This window comes from Streptomyces sp. NBC_00459 (genome assembly GCF_036013955.1).
Classification (GTDB): Bacteria; Actinomycetota; Actinomycetes; order Streptomycetales; family Streptomycetaceae; genus Streptomyces.
In genome coordinates, this window is sequence record NZ_CP107903.1 from 2619939 (window position 1) to 2641842 (window position 21904).

At 70.5% G+C, this 21904-nt stretch carries 24 protein-coding genes and 1 pseudogene; 13 read left to right on the forward strand and 12 right to left on the reverse strand.

The genetic code is table 11. The features are described from left to right. Window positions 1-29: 29 nt before the first annotated feature. On the reverse strand, window positions 30-677 hold the full coding sequence (locus OHN74_RS11460; protein WP_327694454.1) for a TetR/AcrR family transcriptional regulator: 648 nt from the start codon (window positions 675-677) through the stop codon (window positions 30-32). A 125-nt stretch (window positions 678-802) separates the two neighbouring features. Between OHN74_RS11460 and OHN74_RS11465 the strand changes: the two genes are divergently transcribed. Next, window positions 803-1069 (forward strand): DUF6243 family protein, encoded by a 267-nt coding sequence (locus OHN74_RS11465; protein ID WP_327694455.1) that lies wholly within the window; start codon window positions 803-805, stop codon window positions 1067-1069. A 25-nt stretch (window positions 1070-1094) separates the two neighbouring features. On the opposite strand, the pseudogene OHN74_RS11470 reads toward OHN74_RS11465, so the two are convergent. Beyond that, window positions 1095-1296, reverse strand: a pseudogene (locus tag OHN74_RS11470) (ArsR/SmtB family transcription factor); the annotation flags it as partial. Window positions 1297-1628: 332 nt separating this feature from the next. Between OHN74_RS11470 and OHN74_RS11475 the strand changes: the two are divergent. Together OHN74_RS11475 and OHN74_RS11480 are read left to right on the forward strand one after the other, a co-directional pair. Continuing rightward, window positions 1629-2051 (forward strand): cytidine deaminase family protein, encoded by a 423-nt coding sequence (locus OHN74_RS11475; RefSeq protein WP_327694456.1) that lies wholly within the window; start codon window positions 1629-1631, stop codon window positions 2049-2051. Window positions 2052-2163: 112 nt separating this feature from the next. Then, entirely contained in the window at window positions 2164-2712 is a 549-nt protein-coding gene (locus OHN74_RS11480; protein ID WP_327694457.1) for a hypothetical protein, read from the forward strand. 138 nt (window positions 2713-2850) lie between these two features. On the opposite strand, the gene OHN74_RS11485 is transcribed toward OHN74_RS11480, so the two are convergent. The 3 genes from OHN74_RS11485 to OHN74_RS11495 all read right to left on the reverse strand — a co-directional run bounded on the left by OHN74_RS11485 (window position 2851) and on the right by OHN74_RS11495 (window position 4625). Next, the gene (locus OHN74_RS11485; RefSeq protein ID WP_327694458.1) at window positions 2851-3231 is read right to left on the reverse strand and encodes a VOC family protein; all 381 of its coding nucleotides are present in this window, start codon (window positions 3229-3231) and stop codon (window positions 2851-2853) included. A 351-nt stretch (window positions 3232-3582) separates the two neighbouring features. Further along, window positions 3583-3801, reverse strand: a complete 219-nt coding sequence (locus OHN74_RS11490; RefSeq protein WP_327694459.1) for a DUF397 domain-containing protein — start codon at window positions 3799-3801, stop codon at window positions 3583-3585. After that, window positions 3798-4625, reverse strand: a complete 828-nt coding sequence (locus OHN74_RS11495; protein WP_327694460.1) for a helix-turn-helix domain-containing protein — start codon at window positions 4623-4625, stop codon at window positions 3798-3800. Before OHN74_RS11495 ends, OHN74_RS11490 begins: the two co-directional genes overlap by 4 nt. A 106-nt stretch (window positions 4626-4731) precedes the next feature. On the opposite strand from OHN74_RS11495, the gene OHN74_RS11500 reads away from it, so the two are divergent. After that, a complete protein-coding gene (locus tag OHN74_RS11500; RefSeq protein ID WP_327694461.1) occupies window positions 4732-4992 on the forward strand; it encodes a hypothetical protein in 261 nt (86 codons plus the stop codon). A 410-nt stretch (window positions 4993-5402) separates the two neighbouring features. On the opposite strand, the gene OHN74_RS11505 is transcribed toward OHN74_RS11500, so the two are convergent. Beyond that, complete coding sequence (locus OHN74_RS11505; protein ID WP_327694462.1) at window positions 5403-5933, reverse strand: GNAT family N-acetyltransferase; 531 nt, start codon at window positions 5931-5933, stop codon at window positions 5403-5405. Window positions 5934-6120: 187 nt separating this feature from the next. Further along, on the reverse strand, window positions 6121-7122 hold the full coding sequence (locus OHN74_RS11510) for a small ribosomal subunit Rsm22 family protein (RefSeq protein ID WP_327694463.1): 1002 nt from the start codon (window positions 7120-7122) through the stop codon (window positions 6121-6123). 241 nt (window positions 7123-7363) lie between these two features. On the opposite strand from OHN74_RS11510, the gene OHN74_RS11515 reads away from it, so the two are divergent. Beyond that, complete coding sequence (locus OHN74_RS11515) at window positions 7364-8104, forward strand: class I SAM-dependent methyltransferase (protein ID WP_327694464.1); 741 nt, start codon at window positions 7364-7366, stop codon at window positions 8102-8104. 7 nt (window positions 8105-8111) lie between these two features. Here the strand turns inward: OHN74_RS11515 and OHN74_RS11520 are convergent, their stop codons facing one another. Both OHN74_RS11520 and OHN74_RS11525 read right to left on the reverse strand, forming a co-directional pair. Continuing rightward, window positions 8112-9296 carry a serine hydrolase domain-containing protein gene (locus OHN74_RS11520; protein WP_443060370.1) on the reverse strand — a complete coding sequence of 395 codons (1185 nt, stop codon included), beginning with the start codon at window positions 9294-9296 and terminating at the stop codon, window positions 8112-8114. Beyond that, window positions 9248-10576, reverse strand: coding sequence for a multidrug effflux MFS transporter (locus OHN74_RS11525; RefSeq protein WP_443060371.1), 1329 nt, complete (start codon window positions 10574-10576; stop codon window positions 9248-9250). The genes OHN74_RS11520 and OHN74_RS11525 overlap by 49 nt, the downstream gene beginning before the upstream one ends. 194 nt (window positions 10577-10770) lie before the next feature. Here OHN74_RS11525 and OHN74_RS11530 point away from each other — a divergent pair, with 194 nt between their 5' ends. The 4 genes from OHN74_RS11530 (at window position 10771) to OHN74_RS11545 (ending at window position 15374) form a co-directional block, all read left to right on the forward strand. Further along, the gene (locus OHN74_RS11530) at window positions 10771-11772 is read left to right on the forward strand and encodes a Gfo/Idh/MocA family protein (RefSeq protein ID WP_327694468.1); all 1002 of its coding nucleotides are present in this window, start codon (window positions 10771-10773) and stop codon (window positions 11770-11772) included. Next, window positions 11772-12599 (forward strand): SDR family oxidoreductase, encoded by an 828-nt coding sequence (locus OHN74_RS11535; RefSeq protein WP_327694469.1) that lies wholly within the window; start codon window positions 11772-11774, stop codon window positions 12597-12599. The genes OHN74_RS11530 and OHN74_RS11535 overlap by 1 nt, the downstream gene beginning before the upstream one ends. Before the next feature lie 517 nt (window positions 12600-13116). Further along, the gene (locus tag OHN74_RS11540; RefSeq protein ID WP_327694470.1) at window positions 13117-14604 is read left to right on the forward strand and encodes an ABC transporter permease; all 1488 of its coding nucleotides are present in this window, start codon (window positions 13117-13119) and stop codon (window positions 14602-14604) included. 80 nt (window positions 14605-14684) lie between these two features. After that, on the forward strand, window positions 14685-15374 hold the full coding sequence (locus tag OHN74_RS11545; RefSeq protein WP_327694471.1) for an ABC transporter ATP-binding protein: 690 nt from the start codon (window positions 14685-14687) through the stop codon (window positions 15372-15374). Between the two features lie 71 nt (window positions 15375-15445). Here OHN74_RS11545 and OHN74_RS11550 read toward each other — a convergent pair whose 3' ends face one another. Both OHN74_RS11550 and OHN74_RS11555 read right to left on the reverse strand, forming a co-directional pair. Then, window positions 15446-16465 carry an aldo/keto reductase gene (locus OHN74_RS11550; RefSeq protein WP_327694472.1) on the reverse strand — a complete coding sequence of 340 codons (1020 nt, stop codon included), beginning with the start codon at window positions 16463-16465 and terminating at the stop codon, window positions 15446-15448. Window positions 16466-16556: 91 nt separating this feature from the next. Continuing rightward, complete coding sequence (locus OHN74_RS11555) at window positions 16557-16880, reverse strand: nuclear transport factor 2 family protein (RefSeq protein ID WP_327694473.1); 324 nt, start codon at window positions 16878-16880, stop codon at window positions 16557-16559. A gap of 101 nt (window positions 16881-16981) precedes the next feature. Here OHN74_RS11555 and OHN74_RS11560 point away from each other — a divergent pair, with 101 nt between their 5' ends. Together OHN74_RS11560 and OHN74_RS11565 are read left to right on the forward strand one after the other, a co-directional pair. Next, a complete protein-coding gene (locus tag OHN74_RS11560; RefSeq protein ID WP_327694474.1) occupies window positions 16982-17536 on the forward strand; it encodes a DoxX family membrane protein in 555 nt (184 codons plus the stop codon). Between the two features lie 100 nt (window positions 17537-17636). Beyond that, the gene (locus tag OHN74_RS11565) at window positions 17637-17969 is read left to right on the forward strand and encodes a MazG-like family protein (RefSeq protein ID WP_327694475.1); all 333 of its coding nucleotides are present in this window, start codon (window positions 17637-17639) and stop codon (window positions 17967-17969) included. A gap of 88 nt (window positions 17970-18057) precedes the next feature. On the opposite strand, the gene OHN74_RS11570 is transcribed toward OHN74_RS11565, so the two are convergent. Further along, window positions 18058-18762: a helix-turn-helix transcriptional regulator gene (locus tag OHN74_RS11570; RefSeq protein WP_443060372.1), complete on the reverse strand. Its 705-nt coding sequence runs from the start codon at window positions 18760-18762 to the stop codon at window positions 18058-18060. A 94-nt stretch (window positions 18763-18856) separates the two neighbouring features. Between OHN74_RS11570 and OHN74_RS11575 the strand changes: the two genes are divergently transcribed. Next, window positions 18857-19012, forward strand: a complete 156-nt coding sequence (locus tag OHN74_RS11575; RefSeq protein ID WP_327694476.1) for a hypothetical protein — start codon at window positions 18857-18859, stop codon at window positions 19010-19012. Further along, entirely contained in the window at window positions 18942-21899 is a 2958-nt protein-coding gene (locus OHN74_RS11580; RefSeq protein ID WP_443060373.1) for an AAA family ATPase, read from the forward strand. Before OHN74_RS11575 ends, OHN74_RS11580 begins: the two co-directional genes overlap by 71 nt. The last annotated feature ends 5 nt before the right edge of the window (window positions 21900-21904 follow it).

A 21904-nucleotide genomic window follows, 5' to 3' on the forward strand; every position in this document is an offset into this window, starting at 1 on the left:
GGATTTATTACCCGCTATTTTCGGCCATTTCAGCTCTTGCCGCTGCCGGGTGAGGCGATCCCGCCCAGGGCGTAGTCGACGAGGGTGTCCGTGTACTCGTACGAGATCGGTCCGGTGCGCTGGAGCCAGCGCTGGGCGAGCGGGGAGACGAACAGTTCGAGGGCGATACGGGGATCGACGCCGGCCCGCACCTCCCCCGCGTCCTGGGCGGCGCGCAGCCGCTGGACGTAGAGCTGGAGGGAGGGTTCGAGCAGCTTGGCGACGTATCTGCGGCCGAGTTCCTCGTTGACGAGGCCTTCGGCGGCGAGGCCGCGGGAGGGGACCGCGAACACGGGGTCGAGCAGTTGGTCTACGGTGAGGCGCAGCACGGCCTTGAGGTCGGCGGCGAGGTCACCGGTGTCGGGGATGACGTACGCCTGTCCGGGCGCGGCGGCCTCGGCGGCCTGTTCGCTCAGATCGACGAAGGCCTCCATGAGTACGTCCCCTTTGGAGGACCACCACCGGTAGATGGTCTGCTTCCCGACGCCCGCCCGGGCGGCGATGCCCTCGATGGTCGTCTTCTGGTACCCGACCTCACCGATGAGAGCGAGGGCGGCCTCGTAGATGGCGCGGCGGGACTTCTCGCTGCGGCGGGTGGAGTCGGGGGCGGGTTTGGCTGGGGTGGACTTCTGGACCATGTCGGCAATTTATCAGGTTGACAAGACGGAGCGTCTCGCCTCAGAGTGAAGAGATCGACTGAACGAGACGATACGTATCGTCAACCATTCTCAGCAGAACCATTCTCAGCAGAAGGAGACACGTCATGGCACGAGGTGGCGGAAACATGCTCGGAGTCGGCGGCACCCGCAGCAACCTGGGCAAGAACGCCCTGCGGGGCGGCGGCCGGGGCAAGCAGACGGGCGGTGGGACGGACCCGCAGGCCCAGAAACGGGAACTGGTGCGCAAGTTGCAGGAGAAGCGCGCCGAGGAGGAGGGCGTACCGGAAGGGGGTGCGCAGGACGGGGGCGCACCGGACCAGGGCGTACCGGAGGGGCGTACGTCGGACGGGGCCGACCCGAAGGCCCAGTGACCGAAGGCCCAGTGACCGAATCCGCTCAGCGCAGTACGGCCGCCGGCAGGTCGCTGCCCAGAGCCATCAGGTCGCGCAGATCGAGCGTGTAGCGGACGTACCGGCCGTTCCGCCGGGCCGTGAGAAGGTCCGCGCGGCGCAGGACGGCGAGGTGGCGGGAAACCTCCGGAGGTGAGAGGTCCCACACATGGGCCGGGCTCGCTGGTGGTTCGCGGGCCACGGGCCAGTCGCCCTGGCCCGTACGGCGGGCCCGTACGGCGGCCGGGTCCGCGAACAGCCGTTCCGCGAAGGCCTGCTGCCGCGTCCTGAGGGCCTGGGCCAGGTCCAGGTCCCAGGTCGTCAACTCCCCAACACCCCACGGCCCGACGCTCTTCGGGGCAGCCTCGCGGCTGCGACGCCCGTCTCCGCCGCGGCCGTTGCCGACGAGGAGGACGCGGACGACGGGGAGGACGTGGAGGACGACGCGAAGGAGAGGGAATCGGGGGCCGCTGCCGATATCGGCTTGCGCACTCTCGTCACCTGGGTCAACGTCGCCTGACACCTCAAGAAGGCGGAGAAGATGACCACCCGACCCCACCCCGTCGACCACGAACTCATCGAGGCCGCGGCGCACATCGCCCGCACTCGTTGCCACGGCGACAACCACACCATGGCAGCCGCGGCCCGCGCCCAGGACGGCCGGATCGTCACGGCGGTGAACGCCTACCACTTCACCGGCGGCCCCTGCGCCGAACTGGTCCTCATCGGCACGGCAGCCGCCCAGGGAGCGTACGAGCTGGACACGATCGTCGCGGTGGGCGACCGCGACCGAGGGGTGGTGCCTCCGTGCGGCCGGTGCCGTCAGGTCCTCCTCGACTACTTCCCGACTCTCAAGGTCATCGTCGGCACGGGCGACAGCGTCAGAACCGTGGTCATCACCGACCTGCTTCCCGAGAGCTACGTCTGGGCGGACCACCAACTCGACGCCGGGGAAGGCGAGTAGGTCAAGGCTCGCCTCCCTACCGAGGCCTGCACGATCGACAAAGCCGGACGCGGCACTCCCCGTGAGGGGATCGCGCCCGGCCATCAGTTTCCACACTTCTGGGAGCACCCTCTTGTCCCCCACCCGATCGTCCACCGCCACCCGCGTCGGACTGGCGGGCGCCCTCCTCCTGTCGGCCGCCCTCCTCACCGCGTGTTCCACCCTCAGCAGCGACGACGGCTGCCAGGACACGGCCGCCGAGATCAAGGGGCTGGCAGCCGAGCCACTGCTCGGCTCGGCGCCCACCGGCGCGACGGAACCCGTCAACTACCGCGGTACGGGGGTGACCACCGGATGCGACGACGACAGCAGCGGAAAACCCTGGCTGCACGCGGACCGCCTCTACGCCTTCCCGGGAAAGCCGGACGCCGTCATCGCCCACTACACGAAGGCCGCCGGCGCCGACGGCTGGCGACCAGAGGCGGACCCGGACCCGGCGGCACCGCCCCCAACCGTTGAGGGCGCCTGCTGGACCAAGACCGACAAGAACCGACATCTGCTGCTCAGCGTCGACTTCCGCACGGCCGGTTTCTCGCCCGCACCCGAGGTCGGCACGGGACTCGCCTACGCGGTAACGGTCGGCGCCGAAGGGGACGACGGTACGGCCACCTGCTGGCACTAGCCAGGTCACGTCGACGGCGAGGCCGCCCAGAACCGGGCCGCTCGGGCCCTCGGAGTCGCAACCGGGGACCGGGCAGCGCGAGGCGACCATGTTCGCGGAGTTCGCGGACCACGCCGCCGAGCAGGTGCCGTCACGGCATCAGAGCGGGTTGAGACGGGCCTTGAGCAGGCAGAACTCATTGCCTTCGGGGTCGGTCAGGACATGCCAATGCTCCTCGCCTGTCTGGCCGATGTCGGCCGGACGCGCACCGATCTTCAGAAGGCGTTCGAGCTCGGCGTCCTGATCGCGATCGGTGGCGTTGACGTCGATGTGCAGCCGGGATTTCCCCGGCTCCGGCTCGTCCCGGCGGCTGAGGATGATCGTCGGCTGCGGACCGCCGAACCCTTCGCGCGGCCCGATCTCGTACATGTCGTCGCCCTCGCGATCGAGCACGACGAAGTCCAGGACCTCGCACCAGAACCGCGCCAGCACCTCAGGATTGCGGCAACCGAGCACGAGCTCACTGATACGACATGCCATTGACAAGACCTACTCTCAGCCTGGGAACCGCCGGGGTCGCACGTGAACGTCAGGTGCTCCCAACAGTGAAAACAACCTCGCGACCGTATCGAAAGAGGCGAGCGCAGGCGAACGATTTCAGAGCGGCTACGGAAAGCGGTCGCCCGGGGTCGCCGGGAAGCGGGTGGCGGCGACGTGGCCGAACTTCTCGTCCTCGTACGGGGACGGAGATGTAGGGGTATGAGGGTACGCGGCCCATAGGCAGCCGCGCGGAAGGCTGAGCGGCGCAACAGAAAGGCCCCACCACGCTCCCTCCTGACGGGGAGTGCGGCGGGGCTTGTGATGCTGCCCGGTACAAACGGAGCCAGGCGGTCAGACGGCGCCGAACTCTCCGCCCTGGACGCCTTTGACGCCCTTGACGAAGAACGAGAACGCGTCGACGGGGAAGCCCAGAACCGGGCCGTTCGGCTCCTTGGAGTCACGGACGGGGACCAAGCCGCGCGAGGCGACAAGGTTCGCGGCGACCGCTACGCAAGCGCCGCCGTTGTCGCTGTACGAGGACGTGAACCAACGCGGAGATTCAGTCGTCACGGAGTGCCCTTTCGTAACTGCTCGATCATGGCCACAGATGCCGCCTGAGAGAGCGCTTCGGCCTGCAACTGATGGTAGGCCGTCAGCATGGGCAGGACGAAAGTGCTTTCTCGTTCGAGATGACCCCGGTGGGCGGACTCGGCGTAGGACACGAGCGAACGGTCCAGCAGAGTCACGATGTAGACCGGCAGGTTGAATGGACGCCTGGCCCCCATCTCGAACGGGGCAACCTGGAGGACGGTGTTCGGCAACTCGGCGAACTCGACCAGCCGCGCCAACTGGGCTTCCATGACGGCGGGTTCACCGATGGGCCGACGGATACAGCCTTCGTCCAACACCACGAAGACCATCGGCGGGGGCGTCCGGACAAGCGTGGCCTGCCGTTCCGCGACGAGCGCGATGCGCTCGTCCGCCTGGTCGCTCGTGATCGCTCCCCGCTTCACGGCGCTCTGCGCGAGAACCGCCGCGTACTCCGGCGTCTGAAGCAGACCGGGGACGACACCCACCTCGTACAGCCGGATCTCCACCGCCTGCGCCTCGTGGTCGACGAACTGCGGGAAGCCCTCCAGCAGTCCGGCGTTCCGCACCTTGCGAAACGCGCGCTCGAACATGTCGCCTGTCCCCAACGCGGAATCCGCACTCCGCGCGAGGCGCAAGGTTGGAAGTTTGCGACCGGTTTCGACCGACGAGATGTGTGTGCTGGAGTACCCCATCCGCTCTGCCAGCTCATCCTGCGTCCAGCCTCGCGCCTCACGTGAACTGCGCAGCCGTGCCCCGAAGGCCGCCTGGGGCGAGCTGTCCGGGTGCAACTCCTTGCGGTTCAAAGTTTTTTCATCAACCTTTCGTCCTCGCCTGACAAGTTGAAGGGTTCCCGCCTCTGGGTCACGCTGAAACGCCTTGGTAGTGGAACGACCACGGAGAGGAGCGGATGTGTCCGGAGAGAGTGTTCTCGCACACAGCCAAGAACCCCCACACCTACCGACCCCCGGCACACTCATGGTGGACACCAGCGGCGAAGGCCGAGTCGGGGAGTTTCGGGGTACGGCCGGCCCGTACTGGTCTCTGCGTCCGGTCTGTGGCGGAACGGAGTGGGAGGCGGACCCTGAAGACGTCCGTCCCGCCACTCCCGCCGAGTGTCTGAGCGCCAGGACAGCGCGCGAGAACGCCAGAAGCCGGGGAGAAGTGGCGTGACCGATACCGATACCGATCCTGGCCCTGGCCCTGGCCCTGGCCCTGGCATCAAACCCGACATCAACACCACTGAGCCCGGCGCATGTTGCGGCTGCCAGGAACTCGACCGGGCCGAAGCCACCGCGAGGGCCGAACGGGACGCGAGCAAGGTCAGCGACTGCCGTGTGCTGCGTGTTCGGCACCGGGTTGCGGAACACGGGGAGCGACCGTGAACCGGTGGAAGAGGGTCGGCACGCTCGCCGACGGCTCGCGGGCGCGGGATCTCCCCCAGGGGCAGACGCTGCGGACGTGCGGGCGGAAACCGCTTACGTGGAAGGGTAGTTGGTGACCGGGCCGGCGGGCTCGACGAGTGGCTGGAACCAGCACGGCTGCGGCTGCGGCTACGGCTGCGGCTGCGGCTACGCCACTGGTTACAGAGTGATCCAGTAGCGGCGCTTGGTGCCCACGTCGGTGGTACGTACGTCCTCCAGGACACCACCGTTGAGCTCGATGGTGCGCGCCGATCCGACGTTGTCGTCGTCGCAGGTGACCAGGACCCGGTCCAGGCCGAGCGTACGGGCTTCGTGCAGAACCGCCCCGAGGGCCCATGTGGCCAGGCCACGTCTCCGCGCGGAGGGCCGGATGCTGTAGCCGACGTGCCCGGCGATATCGAGCAGAACGGCGTTCAGATAGTGGCGCAGATCGATGGCTCCGAGATAGGTGCCGTCCTCGACGATCCACCAGTAGGTGGCGTGGACGTGCCCCTCTCTCACGGCAACCGACCTGTCCGACTGCTGCCGAAGTCGCTCGACCCACGCCGCGAAAACCTCGGGGCTGTCGAGGCCGGTGTCAGGTGCGAGACGCAGACCGGTTCCGTCCTGGTGGGCGCCTGGAGGCCACTCGTCACACGCCGCGAGCCATGAGGACCGGAGGCTGCCTGTGGGTGCGATCAGTTCGGGCATGCGGACGACGGTAACACCCGTCCATCCCCTGTGATCAGGCATTTTTCGCGAGCCCGGGCCCACGCCTGTTTCACGCTCACCCGTCATGCGTCATCCGTCATGCGTCACACGTCACGCGCCACACGTCACGCGCCACAGGTCACGCATGACCGTCCCGGCCAGGATCTACTTTGACCGCGGGTCCTGGCTACCGGCTCCCGTTCTCCGCCACCGGCGGCCAGGCATCCCCCCAGTCCGCGTCGCGGGCGGCCCGGTAGAGAACACCGTGCCGCTTCGTGACCGTTTCCCGACGCAGCGAAGGCTCCGTCTCGCACAGGTCCAGGAGCACCTGCCCCTTCCGGATCTGCGGCTTGCGCACGATCCGGGTGGGCGCCGGAGTCACCGGGAAGCGGGTGGCCGCGACGTAGCTGAACTTCTCGTCCTCGTAGGAGAGGGAGCCGCCCTTCACCTTGCGGTGGAGGGAGGAGCGGCTGACCCGGGCGGAGAAGTGGCACCAGTCCTCGCCGGGGACGATCGGACAGGCCGCGCTGTGCGGGCAGGGGGCGGCGATGTGGAACCCTGCGCGGACGAGCTGCTCGCGGGCCTCGATGACACGGCGGTAGCCGTCGGGGGTGCCGGGTTCGATGACGACGACGGCCTGGGCGGCGCCGGCCGCCACGTCGACCACGGAGGTGCGGTCGGCGTCGGTCAGTTCGCCGAGGACGTAGGCGATGGTGACGAGATCAGTGCTCTCGATTCTGAGCGCCGCTCCGATACGAGAGCGTTGCCACTCCGCACCCTTCAACTCCGGGTTGGCGGCGGCGATCTCCCGCCCCAGGGTGAGCGCCGGCTCGGCCCAGTCGAGCACGGTCACTGGCCGTACGCCCTCCCACACGGCGTTGACCGCCCAGGTCGCGGCCCCCGTCCCGCCCCCGACGTCGACATGACTGCCGGGCGACCATCCGGGCGCCGCCGCGGCAAACGCGTCCAGCGCCGAGCACACCGCCTCGAAGGTGGCCGGCATCCGGTAGGCGGCGTACGCGGCCACGTCGGAACGGTCCCGCAGCACGGGCGCGTCGGTCGGTGTCCGCCCCCGGTAGTTGGCGATCAGCCGCTCGACCGCCTGTGCGGCCGTCTTCGGCGGCAGGCCGTCGAGCAGACCGGCGAGGGAGGCGCGCAGGGCGTCGGTTGGGGAGACGGGGGTGTTCACAGGGTGATTCTAGAGACGGGGCGGACACCGTGAGAGCGGCCCGGTGGTCACGCGGAGGAGCAGTGCTCACGGATAGGAGCCGCGATCACAGATCGGAACAGCGCTCGTAGATCGGAGCGGCGCTCGCAGATGAGATCGGTGCTCACAGATAGGAGCGGCGATCATGACCGAGATAGGCGCTCTCCCCCAGCGGCCGTAATACGGAGGCCCGCACACCCCGGGCCCCGATACCGTCACCGCCATGCCCGACGAATGCTTCCAGCACCCCCGCCTCGCCGCGATCTACGACCCGCTCGACCCCGATCGCGGCGACCTGGACGCATATGTCGACATGGCGATGGAATTCGAGGCCCGTCACGTCCTAGACATCGGCTGCGGCACCGGTGTCTTCGCCCTTCTGCTCGCGCACCGGGGGATCGACGTGGTCGGCGTCGACCCGGCCCTGGCCTCCCTCGACGTCGCTCGTGCCAAGCCCGGCGCCGAACACGTCCGCTGGATCCACGGAGACGCGACGACCCTGCCGCCCCTCCACCAGATGGACCTCGCGACGATGACCGCCAACGCCGCCCAGGAGATCACCGATCCACTCGCCTGGCAGCGCACCCTGCGGGGAACCTACGCGGCCCTCCGTCCCGGCGGCCTCCTCGCCTTCGAGACCCGGGACCCGTCGAAGCGAGCCTGGGAGCAGTGGAACCGTGACTCCTCGTACCGCGTGACGGAGCTCCCCGGCGTCGGCGGGGTCGAGAGCTGGGTCGAGCTGACGGAGGTCAACGCCCCCCTGGTGACGTTCCGTTGGACCTTCGTGTTCGCCGCCGACGGCGAGGGGCTGACCTCCGACTCGACCCTGCGATTCCGTGAACGGGACGAGATCGAGAGCGAGTTACTGGCCCAGGGTTACGAGGTACGGGAGGTGCGCGAAGCACCCGACCGTCCCGGCCGGGAATTCGTGTTCCTGGCCCAGCGGCCCGGACCCACACCGTGACCCGCTCTCATCTCCCCCACACCCCCCGAGCCATCCGGTCCCCCACCCGCGCCCGGGGCCCGTTCCCCACGCGCCCCCAACTCCGTTTCGGGTGAACCGCGTTCGTCAGCAGCACGACGAAAGTGTCCGTGGCCCGGTCCAGGACGAGGGACGTGCCCGTGAAGCCCGTGTGGCCGGCCGCGCCTCTCCCCGACAACTCCCCCATGAACCAAGGCTGGTCGATTGCGAAGCCCAGGCCCGGCGAGGCCAGCAGCAGCTCCACGTAGTCCGGACCCAGGATGCGGGCCGGGCCGTAGGCGCCGCCCGCCAGCAGGCAGCGGCAGAAGACCGCCAGGTCATGGGCCGTGGAGAACAGACCCGCGTGGCCCGCCACGCCGCCCAGCGCCCACGCGTTCTCGTCGTGGACCTCGCCCCGCACCATCCCGCGCTCCGCCTTGGCCCACGGTCTGCGCTGGTCCTCGGTCGCCGCCGCGTCGGGACAGGGGCCGAAGTCGGTCGCCGTCATACCGAGGGGGCGGGTGATGCCGTCACGGATCAGGATGTCCAGGGTGCGGCCCGTGATGCGCTCCAGGACGTACTGGAGGAGCAGCATGTTGAGGTCGGAGTAGGCGTGGTGGCCCGGCGGGGACGAGGGTGCCTCCGCCCGTAGCAGCGCTCGGCGGGCCGCGTCGTCCGGGCAGTCGTACAGCGGGAGTTCGGGGCGCAGGCCCGAGGTGTGGGTGAGCAACTGTCGTACGGTGATGCCGTGTTGGGCCGCCACCGTGAAGTCCGGCAGATACGCGGCCACCCGGGCGTCCATGCCCAGCGTGCCGCGCTCCAGTTGCTGCATCGCCGCCACCGCCGTGAACAGCTTCGTCAGGGAGGCGAGGTCGAAGGGCGTCGACATCGTTGCCGGGATCCGTGCCGCCGCCGGGAGCTCCACTCCCGTGTCCGTGCGCTCGTCGTACGACGCGTAGCGCACCGCCCAGCCCGCCGCCACCTCCACCGCGATCACCGGTCCGCGCCCGGCGATGACGACCGCGGCCGGGGCCCAGGGTCGCTCGCCGGTCGTGAGGGCGCGTACCTCTCGTACGAGGTGACGCATCTCCTCGGGGTCCAGGCCGGCCCGTTCCGGGGTGTCGACGCGCAGTCTCGGTACGCCGCTCAGCTCTCCGCCCCCTCCAGGGTCGTACGTCTGTTCCAAGGACGGCACAGTCCCACGAAGCAGCCGACCGCCACCAGTGCCGCCACCAGTTGGACGATCGCCATCGGGACGGCCGTGTCCTCGCCGGCGATGCCCACCAGCGGGGAGGCAACCGCGCCGATCAGGAAGGAGGTGGTGCCCAGCAAGGCGGACGCGGCGCCCGCCGAGTGGCGCGTACGCATCAGGGCGAGGGTCTGGGTGTTGGGCATCGCCAGGCCCATCGCGGACATCAGGACGAAGAGCGCCACCGCCACCGGGAACAGGCCCGCCTCGCCGAAGACCCCCGTCGCCATCAGCAGCAGTGCCGTGGCCGCGAGGGTGATGACCGCCAGGCCCACCGCCAGCACCTTGTCCATGGACACCCGGCCGACCAGCACCTTGCCGTTGATCTGGCCGACGATCACCAGTCCGACCGAGTTGACGCCGAACAGCAGGCTGAACGTCTGCGGGGAGGCCCCGTAGATCTCCTGGATCACGAAGGGGGACGCGGCGATGTACGCGAACAGGGCCGCGAAGGCGAAGCCGCCCGCGAGGACGTACCCGGTGAAGACCCGGTCCACGAGCAGGGTGCGCATGGAGCGGAGCGCCTCGCCGACTCCGCCGCCATGGCGGTCGGCCGGGTCGAGGGTCTCGGGGAGGCGGAACCAGACCAGCACCGCGAGCGCGATCCCGACCACCGTGAGGACGGCGAACACGCCCCGCCAGTCCGTCACGCGCAGGACCTGGCCGCCGATGAGCGGCGCGACGATCGGGGCGACCCCCGAGATCAGCATGAGGGAGGAGAAGAAGCGGGCCATGGCCACACCGTCGTGCAGGTCCCGTACGACCGCCCGGGCGATGACTATCCCGGCCGAGCCCGCCAGTCCCTGGACCAGCCGGAACCCGACCAGGAACTCCAGGTTGGGCGCGATGCCGCACAGGACGGTGGCCACGACGTACACCGCCAGGCCCGCCAGGAGGGGGCGTCGGCGGCCCCATCGGTCGCTCATCGGGCCGATCAGGAGCTGCCCGAGGGCCATGCCCGCCAGACAGGCGGTCAGGGTCAGCTGGACGCTCGCGGCGGACGCGTGCAGGGAGGTCGTGACCTCGGGGAGGGACGGGAGGTACATGTCCATCGCCAGCGGGGGCGTCGCCGTCAGACCGCCGAGGATGAAGGTGACGAGGAGGCCGGTGCGGCGGAGGGAGCGGGCGGAGCCGGGTAGGTTCTTCCGTCTTCCTGCCTCTGTCTCGGGCTCCGTCTCTGCCGCGGTTGCCGTCCCTGCCGCGGTAGCCGTCCCTGTCTCTGCCACTGCCTCTGTTGCTGCCTCTGTCGCTGTCTCCGTCCGGGGACGCTTCCCGTCCCGCGTGGTTTGGCCACGCTCGGGCATACGCCCTCCCTTTTCGAGTAATCCGCCACCTATGCTCTCAGCTCGTACAGGCGGTTCGTACATTCCGTTCGTACAGCGTGTTCGAGGTAACAAAGGTCACGGAACTAGGGGCTGGCATGTCGGCTGAGCGCGTGCGATGGGGAATTCTGGCCACGGGAGGCATCGCGGCGGCGATGGCGGCGGATCTGGTGGATCTGCCGGACGCGGAGCTCGTCGCCGTCGCCTCGCGGAGCGAGGCCTCCGCGAAGGCGTTCGCGGAGCGGTTCGGCATCCCCCGGGCCTACGGCGACTGGGCGTCCCTGGCCGAGGACGCCGACGTGGACGTGGTGTACGTCGCCACTCCGCACTCGGCGCACCGGGCCGCCGCCGGCCTGTGCCTGGAGGCCGGGCGGAACGTGCTGTGCGAGAAGGCGTTCACGCTGAACGTGCGGGAGGCCCAGGAACTGGTCGCGCTGGCGAAGGAGCGCGGCGCCTTCCTGATGGAGGGCATGTGGACGTACTGCAACCCGGTCGTCCGGCGGCTGAAGGCGCTGGTCGAGGACGGTGCGATCGGTGAAGTGCGGACCGTTCAGGCCGACTTCGGGCTTGAGGGGCCCTTCCCTCCCTCGCACCGGCTGCGCGACCCGGCACAGGGCGGCGGGGCGCTGCTCGACCTGGGCGTCTACCCGGTGTCGTTCGCGCACCTGCTGCTCGGGGAGCCCGACGACATCTCGGCGAGAGCGGTGCTCTCCGAGGAGAACGTCGATCTCCAGACGGGTGCGGTGCTCTCATGGGAGAGCGGTGCTCTCGCCGCAGTGCACTGCTCCATCGTCGGCGGTACGTCCATCAGCGCGTCGGTGACCGGCTCCAAGGGCCGGATCGACGTACCCGACGGGTTCTTCTTCGCGGACCGGTTCGTGCTGCACCGCGACGGCCGCGACCCCGAGGAGTTCGTCGCCGCCCCGGACCACGGTGCCCGCAACAGCTTCCGGCACGAGGCCACCGAGGTGATGCGCGCGCTGCGGGCCGGCGAGACCGAGTCCCCGCTCGTCCCGCTCGACGGCACCCTCGCCGTGATGCGGACGATGGACACCATCCGGGAGCAGATCGGCGTCCGCTACCCCGGCGAGGCCCGCTGATGAGCGACGGGCAGCCGACGGCCGCCGAGCAGGGGAAGACCGCCGAGAGGATCGCGGTCGTGACCGGTGCCGGTTCCGGTATCGGCCGCGCGGTCGCCCTCGAACTGCTCGGCGCGGGCTGGTCGGTGGCGCTCACGGGCCGTCGTACGGAACGCCTGGAGGAGACGGCGGCGCTCGCAACCGGGAGCCTCGCACCCGAGGGCACGCGCGAGGGAACTCCCGCGGGCGCCTGTCTCGTCGTACGCGCCGATGTGGCCCAACCCGACGACGTGGCCGCCCTGTTCGCGGCCGTGCACGAGCGGTTCGGGCGGCTCGACCTGCTGTTCAACAACGCGGGGACGTTCGGTCCCGGCGGGGTGGCGGTGGAGGATCTGGCGTACGAGGCGTGGCGGCACGTCGTGGACACGAACCTCAACGGGGCGTTCCTGTGCGCGCAGGCGGCGTACCGGCAGATGAAGGAGCAGGACCCGCAGGGTGGCCGGATCATCAACAACGGGTCGATCTCCGCGCACACGCCCCGGCCGCACTCGGCGCCGTACACCGCGACCAAGCACGCGTTGACGGGCCTGACCAAGGCGCTGGCGCTGGACGGGCGGCCGTACCGGATCGCGGTCTCGCAGATCGACATCGGGAACGCGGCGACGGAGATGACCGCGCGGATGCAAACGGGCGCTCTGCAGGCGAACGGGGAGATGGCGCCGGAGCCCGTCATGGACGTGACGGACGTGGCCCGGACCGTGCGGCACATGGCGGAGCTGCCGTTGGAGGCGAATGTGCAGTTCGCGACGGTTCTGGCGACTTCGATGCCCTACGTGGGGCGCGGCTGAGGTTTCCTCGCGCAGGCATTCGAAGACTCAACCTGCACAAGCGGAATTGATTGCTCCGTAGCGTTCGGCCCGGTCGCAGGCATATGCTCAACACGCCTTCTCCACTGGAGCTTCACACTTGATGCTCTGAGGTTCCGGTAACACACAACGGACCATGCCGAGGGGGGGAAGGCGACAGCCGCTCCATGGCGTATCCGGGTGGGGGTGGACCTCGCGTGGGACCGCGAGGTACGCACCGGGTCATGGAGCGGCTGTCGTGTGCTCCGGCACAGGGGGACCACGCGCCGCACCATGAACCGCACCGCGGGCCGCCCATGAACCGCATGACGGGCTGCGCGGCTGGCCGAGCGACGGCCTGCGCGACGGGCCTTAATTGTTCGTGATTGTTTCGGGCCCGCTTTCTCAGCCCCCGCACATCGTTTACCCAGTTCCCCACAAAGGTTCCTCTCTAGCTTGTGGCAGCGCCCACAGTGGGCGCCGTCCGCAGCTGGGCGCCCATGAACCTTTGAGGAACGGGATGTTTGGCATCTATCTCAAGCGTGAGCTGAGCCGGCGCAAGAAGGCCGCTCTGGTCATCGCCATGGGTCTGGCGCTCGGTATCGCGCTGGTCATCACCGTCAACTCGGTGTCGGCCGGCATGCAGCAGGCACAGGAGAAGGTCCTGCAGTCGCTGTACGGCCTCGGCACCGACATGACCGTCACCAAGGCCAGATCGGCGCCCACCGGCAACCAGTCGGGCCGGCCGAGCTTCGACTTCGACGCCAGCTCGAACGACTCGACCGAGACGCAGAGCAGCGACCGCGTGACGACCCAGGGCGGCCAGACCCTGAAGTCGGCGCTGGTCACCAAGGTCGCCGCCCAGAAGGGCGTGGCGACGGCGGTGGGCGCGCTGAGCCTCAACGTCACCAAGGTCGACGGCTCCTTCACCCAGGGCAAGGCGAAGACCGACACCTCGTCGTCCTCCTCCTCGTCCTCCGGCCAGGGTGGTCCCGGCGGAGGCCAGGGCGGCAACTCCGGCAGCACCGCCCCGCCCGAGATCCAGGGCGGCGGCGCCTCGTTCGACGTCAACTCCTACTCCGTCACGGGCGTCGACGTGACGAACCAGGCGCTCGGCCCGCTCGCCACCACGACGATCACCAGCGGCAAGACGTTCACGGCGGCGCAGGCCGACGCGAAGGTCGCGGTGCTCAGCAAGTCCTACGCCAAGGAGAACAAGTACACGGTCGGCAAGACCCTCACGATCTCCGGCACCAAGTACAAGGTCATCGGCATCGCGACACCCGAGAGCAGCGAGTCCACGACCGACGTCTACCTGCCGCTCAAGCAGGCGCAGACGCTCGGTGACTCCGCGAACCTGGTCTCCACGATCTATGTCCAGGCGACCGACTCGAAGCAGATCGACACGGTCAAGTCGACGATCCAGAAGAACATCTCGGGTACGACGGTCACGACCTCCGCCGATCTCGCGGAGACCGTCTCCGGCTCCCTCTCCACGGCCTCGAACCTCGCTACCAGCGTCGGCAAGTGGCTGTCCATCGCGGTGCTCGCGGCGGCGTTCCTGGTGGCCGCGCTGCTCACCTCCTCGGCGGTGTCCCGCCGGGTGCGGGAGTTCGGCACGCTGAAGGCGCTGGGCTGGCCCTCGCGCAGGGTGACCCGGCAGGTCGTCGGCGAGTCCATCGTGAACGGTCTGCTCGGTGGCGCGCTCGGTATCGGCATCGGCCTGGCGGCGGCGTACGCGGTGACCACGTACAGCCCCAAGCTGACCGCGCAGCTCGGCAACACCGGCGGCGGTGGCCCCGGCGGTGGCGGCCCCGGCGGCGGTGGCGGCCCGGGTCAGCAGTCGGCGGCCAACACGATGGAGATCGCGCTGTCGGCGCCCGTCTCCCTCACCACCATCGCGCTCGCGGCGGGCCTCGCCATCGCCGGCGGTCTGATCGCCGGTGCGATGGGCGGCTGGCGGGCCTCCCGGATGCGGCCGGCGGACGCGCTGCGCAGCGTGTCGTAGCCCCCCGTCCGAGTCCCTCGGTCCCCCTGCTCAGTTCCACCCTCCCTCTGCCCCAATTCCCGTACGTCACGGAGTCGTTCATGTACAAGCTCACCGGTGTCACCAAGAGATACACGCGGGGCAAGGAGACGGTGGAGGCGCTGCGCGGCATCGACCTCGTCATCGAGGACGGTGACCAGCTCGTCATCCAGGGTCCCACCGGCGGCGGCAAGTCCACCCTCCTGCAGATGATCGGCGGCCTGGACCGGCCGACCGAGGGCAGTGTCGAGCTGGACGGTGTCGATCTCGGCTCCATCAGCGAGGCCAGGCTGACCCGGCTGCGCGCCGAGAAGATCGGCATCATCTTCCAGGCGTTCAACCTCATCCCGACGCTCACCGCGCAGGAGAACGTCGAGACGGCCCTCGTACCGCTCGGGGTGAAGCCCGCCGAGCGGCGCGAGCGGGCGGCCGAGGCGCTGCGCTCGGTCGGTCTCGGCGACCGCCTGGCCCACTCGCCGACCGAGTTGTCCGGCGGTCAGCAGCAGCGGGTGGCCATCGCCCGCGCCCTGGTGAAGAAGCCGAAGGTGCTGCTCGCGGACGAGCCCACCGGCAACCTCGACGAGGGCACGCGCGACGACATCATGGCGCTGCTCGAAGGGCTGTGGCGCGAGCACGGGCTGACCTTCGTCCTGGTCACCCACGACTCGTCGATCGCCCGGCGCGCACCCCGCGTGGCGACCATCAAGGCAGGTCAGCTGACGGTCACCGAGCAGGACCAGTACGTCGGTTGATGAACCGGTCCGGTGATCAGGCGGTCGAGTGATCACCGGACCGCCTGACACATGTCAGCCCCTGGGGCCGTTCACCGCCCGAGCAGTTGGTCGATCTCGGCCAACTGCCCTGCGGTGAGCGGCCCTTTCGCGATCGCGCCGGCGTTCTCCTCGGCCTGGGCGACGGACCGGAAACCGGGGATGGGGACGGTACGGGGGCTGCGCGCCCACAGCCAGCCGAGGGCGCCCTGGGCGAGCGTACGACCGCCGCTGGTGAGGACGGAGCGCAGCGCGTCGACGTGCGCCAGCCAGTCCGGGTCTGCGCCCGCACCGGCCGTGAAGCCCGGCAGCCAGGCGGGCGGCGCGTTACGGATGTCCCCCGCTTCGAGTGCCTGCCCGGCCGCCCGCTTCCCTGCCAGCAGCCCCATGGCGAGCGGGCTCCGGTTGATGCTCGCGAGCCCCGACTCCTCGCAGAGGGCGAGCATTTCGGGCGCGTCCTGCATGACGTTGAGGCAGTGCTGTACGGCCGCGCAGTGCGGCCCCTGGGCGAAGAGGGCGGCGCGGGCCGGGTCGTCGGTGCTCCAGGCGTAGGCACGGATGAGCCCTTCGGCGACCAACTCCTCGCATACGTCACGGAGTTGGGCAGCCGCGTCCAAGTCACCCTCGGACAGGTGCAGTTGGTAGAGGTCGACGTAGTCGGTGCCGAGGCGGGCGAGGGAGGCGGTGAGGGCACGGCGGAGGTACGCGGGGCTGTCGTCCTGGCCGTCCGCGATCCGCGTCCGCTCGTCGAAGAGGTTGCCCCACTTGGTGGCGATCACGACATCCGTACGGTGCTTGCCGAGGGCCCGGCCGAGGACGCGCTCGCTGTGTCCGGTGCCGTACACGTCGGCCGTGTCGAAGAAGGTGACGCCCAGGTCGAGGGCGCGCCGGACCGCCCGTACGGACTCGTCGTCGTCCACCTTGCCCCAGCCGAGGGGCTGTCCGTCCGGGGCGCCCCACTCTCCGCCGATGGCCCAGCAGCCGAAGCCGAGGGGGCTGACCTCGATGCCGCTGCGGCCCAGGGTCCGGTTCGCGAAGGCCTGGGTGGCGCCTGTGCTGTCCGTGTTCTCCATGGCTCAGGACAGTAGGAGTTGGAGCCCACTTCAACACAAGGGGACGTACGGGTACGGGGGTACGGGGGTACGGGTCCGACTCCCGCGACCGTCAGGCCTGGCCCGTCTCGAAGCGCAGGATGCGGCCGTCGTCGACGGTGAAGCTCCACTTGGTGCGCATCTCGCCCCAGGTGTCGTTGCTGTAGCTGGCGACGAGGACATGGCCTCCGCGCGACTCGTTGTCCACCTCCATGTGCCCGTGGGAGGAGAAGATCTCGCGCTCGGTCCAGTCGGCGAGGTCACGGTCGGAGCCGTCGTCGGACATGGTCGCGCCGGGGGCCAGAACGGCCTGGAATGCCTCGCGGTCGTGCGCGTTCACGGCGTTGACGAAGGCCCGGACGGCCGGGTCGCTGAGCTTGGCGGTCTGAATCGTCATGCCGGTCAGACTGGCACCGCCCCCGGGCGCCCGCCACCCGAACGGCAGGCATGGACGGTCCCCTCGGGTGCGGTGGACGTGAACGGTGCGACGGTGGATGCATGACCTGTGACGACCGATACGACCGGCGTGATCTGGGGCTGCTGCTGCTCCGTCTGGGGACGGGCGGGGTGCTGGCGGCGCACGGCGCGCAGAAGCTGTTCGGGTGGTTCGGCGGGCACGGCCTCGAAGGCACCGGCGCCTTCATGGAGTCCGTCGGCTACGCGCCCGGGAAGGCCAGCGCCACGGCGGCGGGCCTCGCGGAGACGGGCGGCGGCGCGCTCCTCGCGCTCGGCCTTGCGACTCCGGCGGCCGGCGCGGCGGCAGCGGGCGCGATGGCGGGCGCCACCGCCGTGCACGCGCCCAACGGCTTCTTCAGCGCGGAAGGCGGCTACGAGTACGCCGCCACCCTGGGTCTCGCCGCGGCGGGCCTCGCGGTGGCGGGACCGGGCCGGCTCTCCCTGGACCATGCGCTGGGCCACGTACTCGACCGGGGCTGGATGGTCCCGGCGGCCCTCGCCGGAACGGCCGCGGTCACGGCGGTGGTCGTGGGGGCCCGGAACCGGCGGGTGAGGGAGCGTGAACAGGGCACGCAGGAAGCGCTGTTCGAGGAGTAGAGAAGCCGAGAAGCAGGGCCGTCGGAACGTCGGGACGCGGAGAGACGTCGAGAAACGTGGAGAGAGGTGGAGAGACGTCATCGCGTGGGAGGCTTCTCCCATGGCCGATGACGACGTCTGGGCAGCGATCGACGACCTCTGGACCTGGCTCGACGCCAACGACGCGCACCCCGGCCGCGAAGGCCTCCTCCTGCGGATACTGAAGCTGTCCGAGGAGGTCGGCGAGGTCGCGCAGGCGGTGATCGGCGCGACCGGCCAGAACCCGCGCAAGGGGACCACCCACACCTGGGACGACGTCCGGTCGGAGCTGTGCGACGTCGCCCTGACGGCACTGGTGGCCCTGCGCACCCTGACCCCGGACGCCCGGGAGGTCTTCACGACCCACCTGGAACGGGTCAGGGAACGCTCGCTGGGCGGCCCCCGCATCACATGAGTCCCGGGCGCGCGCCCGCACAGGCACACAAGAGCCGGTTGACGGGCACGAGTTGGTGCCCGCGCGCCGTGTTCGATTACCCGTTCGGTCAGATGTAGCCTTCGCGCAAGGCATAGGCCACGGCATGCGCCCGATTGCGCAGATGCAGCCGGGTGGTGAGCCCATGCATCACGTTCTTGACCGTGCGCTCGGAGTAGGACAGCTTGCCTGCGATCTCCCCCGTGTCGAGCCCCTCGGCGACGAGGCGCAGGACATCGACCTCGCGCGGCGCGAGGCCCGAGGTGGGGGCACCGGGCTGGCCGGCCGCCGTGCGGTGCAGTGTGCCGACCTGGCTGATGAGCCGGCCGAGCAGGTCGGAGGGCAGGTCGCCGTCACCGCGGGCGGCGGCGAGTACGGCCTGTGCCAGCCGGTGTCCGGTGGCCTCATGGCGCCAGACGATGGCTCCGACGCCGCACTCGATGACGTCCAGGAGCTCGTTCTCGCGCAGTACACCCACCACGAGAACGGCCTTGGCGCCCTCGCTGCGGACGAGCCGGCGCAGTCGGGACAGCGTGGCCTCGTCGAGGGTCTCGCTGACCAGCAGGGCCACGACACCCGGCCCGCTGTCGGATTCCTCGCGGAGTTCGACCACCGGATGCTGCCGCAGCTGGCTGATCGCGCCGGCGCGTGAGATCGGGTCGGCCGCGTGCACGGCCACGGGTACGCGGCGCCCGGCTTCGGACGGCCCGGCACCGGCTCTTGTTCCGGCCGCGACCCCCGTGCCGGGACCTGTGGTGCGGAGTGTGGTGCGCAAGAACTGCCCCCAGGGTCAGGTGCCGCCACCTTCGAGGGGTCGGTGGCAGACGTGCACAGCCCACACTTCTGTGACCCATGGGGCGCGCGCAATCGTGGACCACCACGAGACACACCACGAGATCCGCCACCAGTTCGACCACGAGACCGGCCAGCACCTACCCAAGACAGGAGGCAGGCATGCCACCCCCATCCCCATCCCCCGCGTCACCGTCAACTGCGTCCTCATCCTCACCCTCATCGCTGTATGAGCGCAGGGAGGCCCTGGCACTGGTGGCCGACGAGGCGGCACGCGCCCGCGAGGGTACGGGCCGTCTGGTCCTGCTGCGCGGCGCCACCGGCACCGGCCGCACCGCGCTCCTGGAGGCCGCCACCGAGCACGCGGAGGCGCACGGCATGCGCGTCCTGCGCGTCCGCTGCTCCACCGGGGGCGGCGCGAACAGCGTCCCCCTGGCCGCCGTAGAGCAACTGCTTTCCCCCCTACAGGAGTTGACCACCTCACCCCCGCCCGGCCCTCCGTCCGAAGCCACCGGCGCTCCGGACGAGTCGCTGCCGCCCGCCGCCCGGCTCTGGCGGTTGCTGCGCGCGTACGCGGCCGAGGGTCCGGTGCTGGTCGCCGTGGACGACGTACACCTCGCGGACGAGAACTCGCGCTGCTGGCTGATCGAGGCGGCGCGCAGGGTGGACCGATTACCGGTACTGCTGCTGGTGACGGAGCGCAGCCAGTACGACGTGGACCCGCCGTCCGCCGGTCTGGTCCACACCCTCTCCCCCGCCCTCGTACGCACCCACACCCTCGCCCCGCTGAGCCACGACGCGGCGGCGCACCTAGTGCGTTCGATCGTCGGCGACGTACCCGAGCAGTGGGTGACCGACTACGTTCGGGCGGGTGCGGGCAACCCACTGCTCCTGCGCGCGCTGCTGGAGGACCTGAGCGCCACCACCGCCGCACCGGCCCCGCTGCCGGAGACGTGCGCGGCGCTGTATCCGGGGGCGTATCCGGCGGCGGTGTCCTGGTGGCTGGACTGCGCCGGAACGGCGACGGCCGAGACGGCGCGGGTGCTCGCCGCGCTGGACGAGCTGCCGGAGGGCGCCGACGCCGCCCTGTTCACCGAGACCGTGGACACCCTCGGAGCCGACCCGGCCCGGGTACGGGGCTGGCTGACCGCCATGCCCCGCCTCGGCATGCTGCGCTTCGGCGACGACGGGCAGCCCCGCTACGCCCATCCGCTGCTGCGGGACGCGGTGCTCACGGGCTGGTGCGCCGCCGACCGGCAGGCGGCGCACGGGGCGGCGGCCGAGGCGATGCTGCGGCGCGGCGTCCCGACGCCGACGGTGGCCGAACTGCTGCTGCGCTCGGGCACGATGGGCGAGGTGTGGGCAACGGAGGTCCTGCTGGACGCGGCGGGCGGCGCCGTCCGCGACGACCGTACCGACGACGCGGTGGTCCTGATGCGCCGGGCGCTGGACGAACCGATGTCGGACGGCCGCCGGGCCGAGGTGCTGACCGAACTGGGCTCGCTGGAGTTCGCGGCCGTACGTTCCTCGGCGGCCATCCCCCGCCTGACCGAGGCGATGCGCCTGCCCGGCCTGCCCCAGTACCGCGTACAGGCGGCGGTGGCCCTGGGCACGGCGCTGGCCAGACGCGGCGAGGCCCGCGCGGCGGTGACCCTGCTCCACAACCTGGACGGCCAGTTGACGGACCACCCGGACCTGCTCCGCACGGTCCAGACGGCCTCGGCGCTCCTCTCCGACCACGACCAGACGATCCGCGAGGAGATGTACCGCCGGCTGCACGAGACCGCCGAACACTCCCCGCAGGCACTCGGCCCCGCCGGCCGCGCCCTCCTCGTACGGTACGAGGCGACAGCGGGCCTGATCTCGGCGGACGCCGCCATGAAGCGCGTACGCGCCCTGCTGGCGGAGCCGGCCGGCCCACTGGCGGAACCCTTCCTCCTGGGTACGGCGGCGGCGGTGGCCCAGTGGGCCGACGAACTCGACGAGGCCGAACGCCTGACGGACCGAGGCTTGACCGGCCAGCGCCCGACACTGCTCCACCCCATGCACGAGGCCTTGCTGAACGTACGCGCCGACATCGCCGCCGCCCGTGGGGACTACGGGCAACTGCTGAGCGACGAGGAGTCGTGGCGGCGGGACGGAACGGGGACCGGCGGCAGTCCTGGACCGGGGTTCGGATTCGGGTCGGAGTGGGTGGCCGGGCCCGGGGAAGCCCGGGCTCCCGCCGAGATCGGAACCGGAACCGCAACCGCGACCGCAACCGGCCACGGCAGCGGTGCCGGCACCGGCACCGGGCCGACGAACGTCGAGGCGCACGTACTACTCGCGCTCGTCGAGACGGGCCGCCTCGACGAGGCGTGGCAGCTCGCCGACGCCTTCGACCTGCGGGAGGCGCACGACTCCTGGGAGTTGAACCGTTTCCTCTACGCGCGGGGAGTGGTGCGAGCCGCCTCCGGCGATCCGGCCGGCGCCCTGGGGGACTTCCTGGAGTGCGGACGCCGTCAGTCCGCCCGCGACGTGCTGAGCCCGGTGGTCACCCCCTGGCGGGCCGCCGCCGCACAGTGCCAACTGGCCCTCGGCCACCCCCGGGAGGCGCTCGCGCTGGCCGAGGAGGAACTGCGGCTGGCCCGGGTGTGGAACACCCCACGTCTGGTGGGCCGTTCACTGCGGATACTCGGCACGGCGACGGGGGGTCGCCACGGCCTCGACCTGTCCGAGGAGGCGGTACGCATCCTGCGCGAAGCCGCTGTCGAAACGGAACTGATCCCGGCCCTGATCGCCCGGGGCCGTCAACTGACCGCCGCCGGCGAACGCTCCCGCGCCCGCAAGTCTCTGCGCGAAGCGGCCGAACGCGCCGAACACCTGGGCGCCGTGCGCCTGCGATCCGCCGCCGACCAGTCCCTCCGCGAGGGCGGCGCCCGCCGTACGGCGACGACGACACTGACGGCGAGCGAGCGCCGAACAGCGGAACTCGCGGCGGAGGGCCGCACGAACACGGAGATCGCGGAACTGCTGCACGTGGCCCGCCGCACGGTGGAGACCCATCTGACCAGTGCCTACCGGAAGTTGGGCATCCGGCGGCGGGGCGAGCTGACGGCGGCGCTGGACCGGGCCCCGTAGCGGCG

Bases quoted from the DNA above. Each gene is read 5' to 3' on its own strand.
- OHN74_RS11460 (WP_327694454.1), bottom strand. From the start codon at position 677: ATGGTCCAGAAGTCCACCCCAGCCAAACCCGCCCCCGACTCCACCCGC.
- OHN74_RS11465 (WP_327694455.1), top strand. From the start codon at position 803: ATGGCACGAGGTGGCGGAAACATGCTCGGAGTCGGCGGCACCCGCAGC.
- OHN74_RS11475 (WP_327694456.1), top strand. From the start codon at position 1,629: ATGACCACCCGACCCCACCCCGTCGACCACGAACTCATCGAGGCCGCG.
- OHN74_RS11485 (WP_327694458.1), bottom strand. From the start codon at position 3,231: ATGGCATGTCGTATCAGTGAGCTCGTGCTCGGTTGCCGCAATCCTGAG.
- OHN74_RS11505 (WP_327694462.1), bottom strand. From the start codon at position 5,933: ATGCCCGAACTGATCGCACCCACAGGCAGCCTCCGGTCCTCATGGCTC.
- OHN74_RS11515 (WP_327694464.1), top strand. From the start codon at position 7,364: ATGCCCGACGAATGCTTCCAGCACCCCCGCCTCGCCGCGATCTACGAC.
- OHN74_RS11530 (WP_327694468.1), top strand. From the start codon at position 10,771: ATGTCGGCTGAGCGCGTGCGATGGGGAATTCTGGCCACGGGAGGCATC.
- OHN74_RS11535 (WP_327694469.1), top strand. From the start codon at position 11,772: ATGAGCGACGGGCAGCCGACGGCCGCCGAGCAGGGGAAGACCGCCGAG.
- OHN74_RS11540 (WP_327694470.1), top strand. From the start codon at position 13,117: ATGTTTGGCATCTATCTCAAGCGTGAGCTGAGCCGGCGCAAGAAGGCC.
- OHN74_RS11545 (WP_327694471.1), top strand. From the start codon at position 14,685: ATGTACAAGCTCACCGGTGTCACCAAGAGATACACGCGGGGCAAGGAG.
- OHN74_RS11550 (WP_327694472.1), bottom strand. From the start codon at position 16,465: ATGGAGAACACGGACAGCACAGGCGCCACCCAGGCCTTCGCGAACCGG.
- OHN74_RS11555 (WP_327694473.1), bottom strand. From the start codon at position 16,880: ATGACGATTCAGACCGCCAAGCTCAGCGACCCGGCCGTCCGGGCCTTC.
- OHN74_RS11560 (WP_327694474.1), top strand. From the start codon at position 16,982: ATGACCTGTGACGACCGATACGACCGGCGTGATCTGGGGCTGCTGCTG.
- OHN74_RS11565 (WP_327694475.1), top strand. From the start codon at position 17,637: ATGGCCGATGACGACGTCTGGGCAGCGATCGACGACCTCTGGACCTGG.
- OHN74_RS11580 (WP_443060373.1), top strand. From the start codon at position 18,942: ATGCCACCCCCATCCCCATCCCCCGCGTCACCGTCAACTGCGTCCTCA.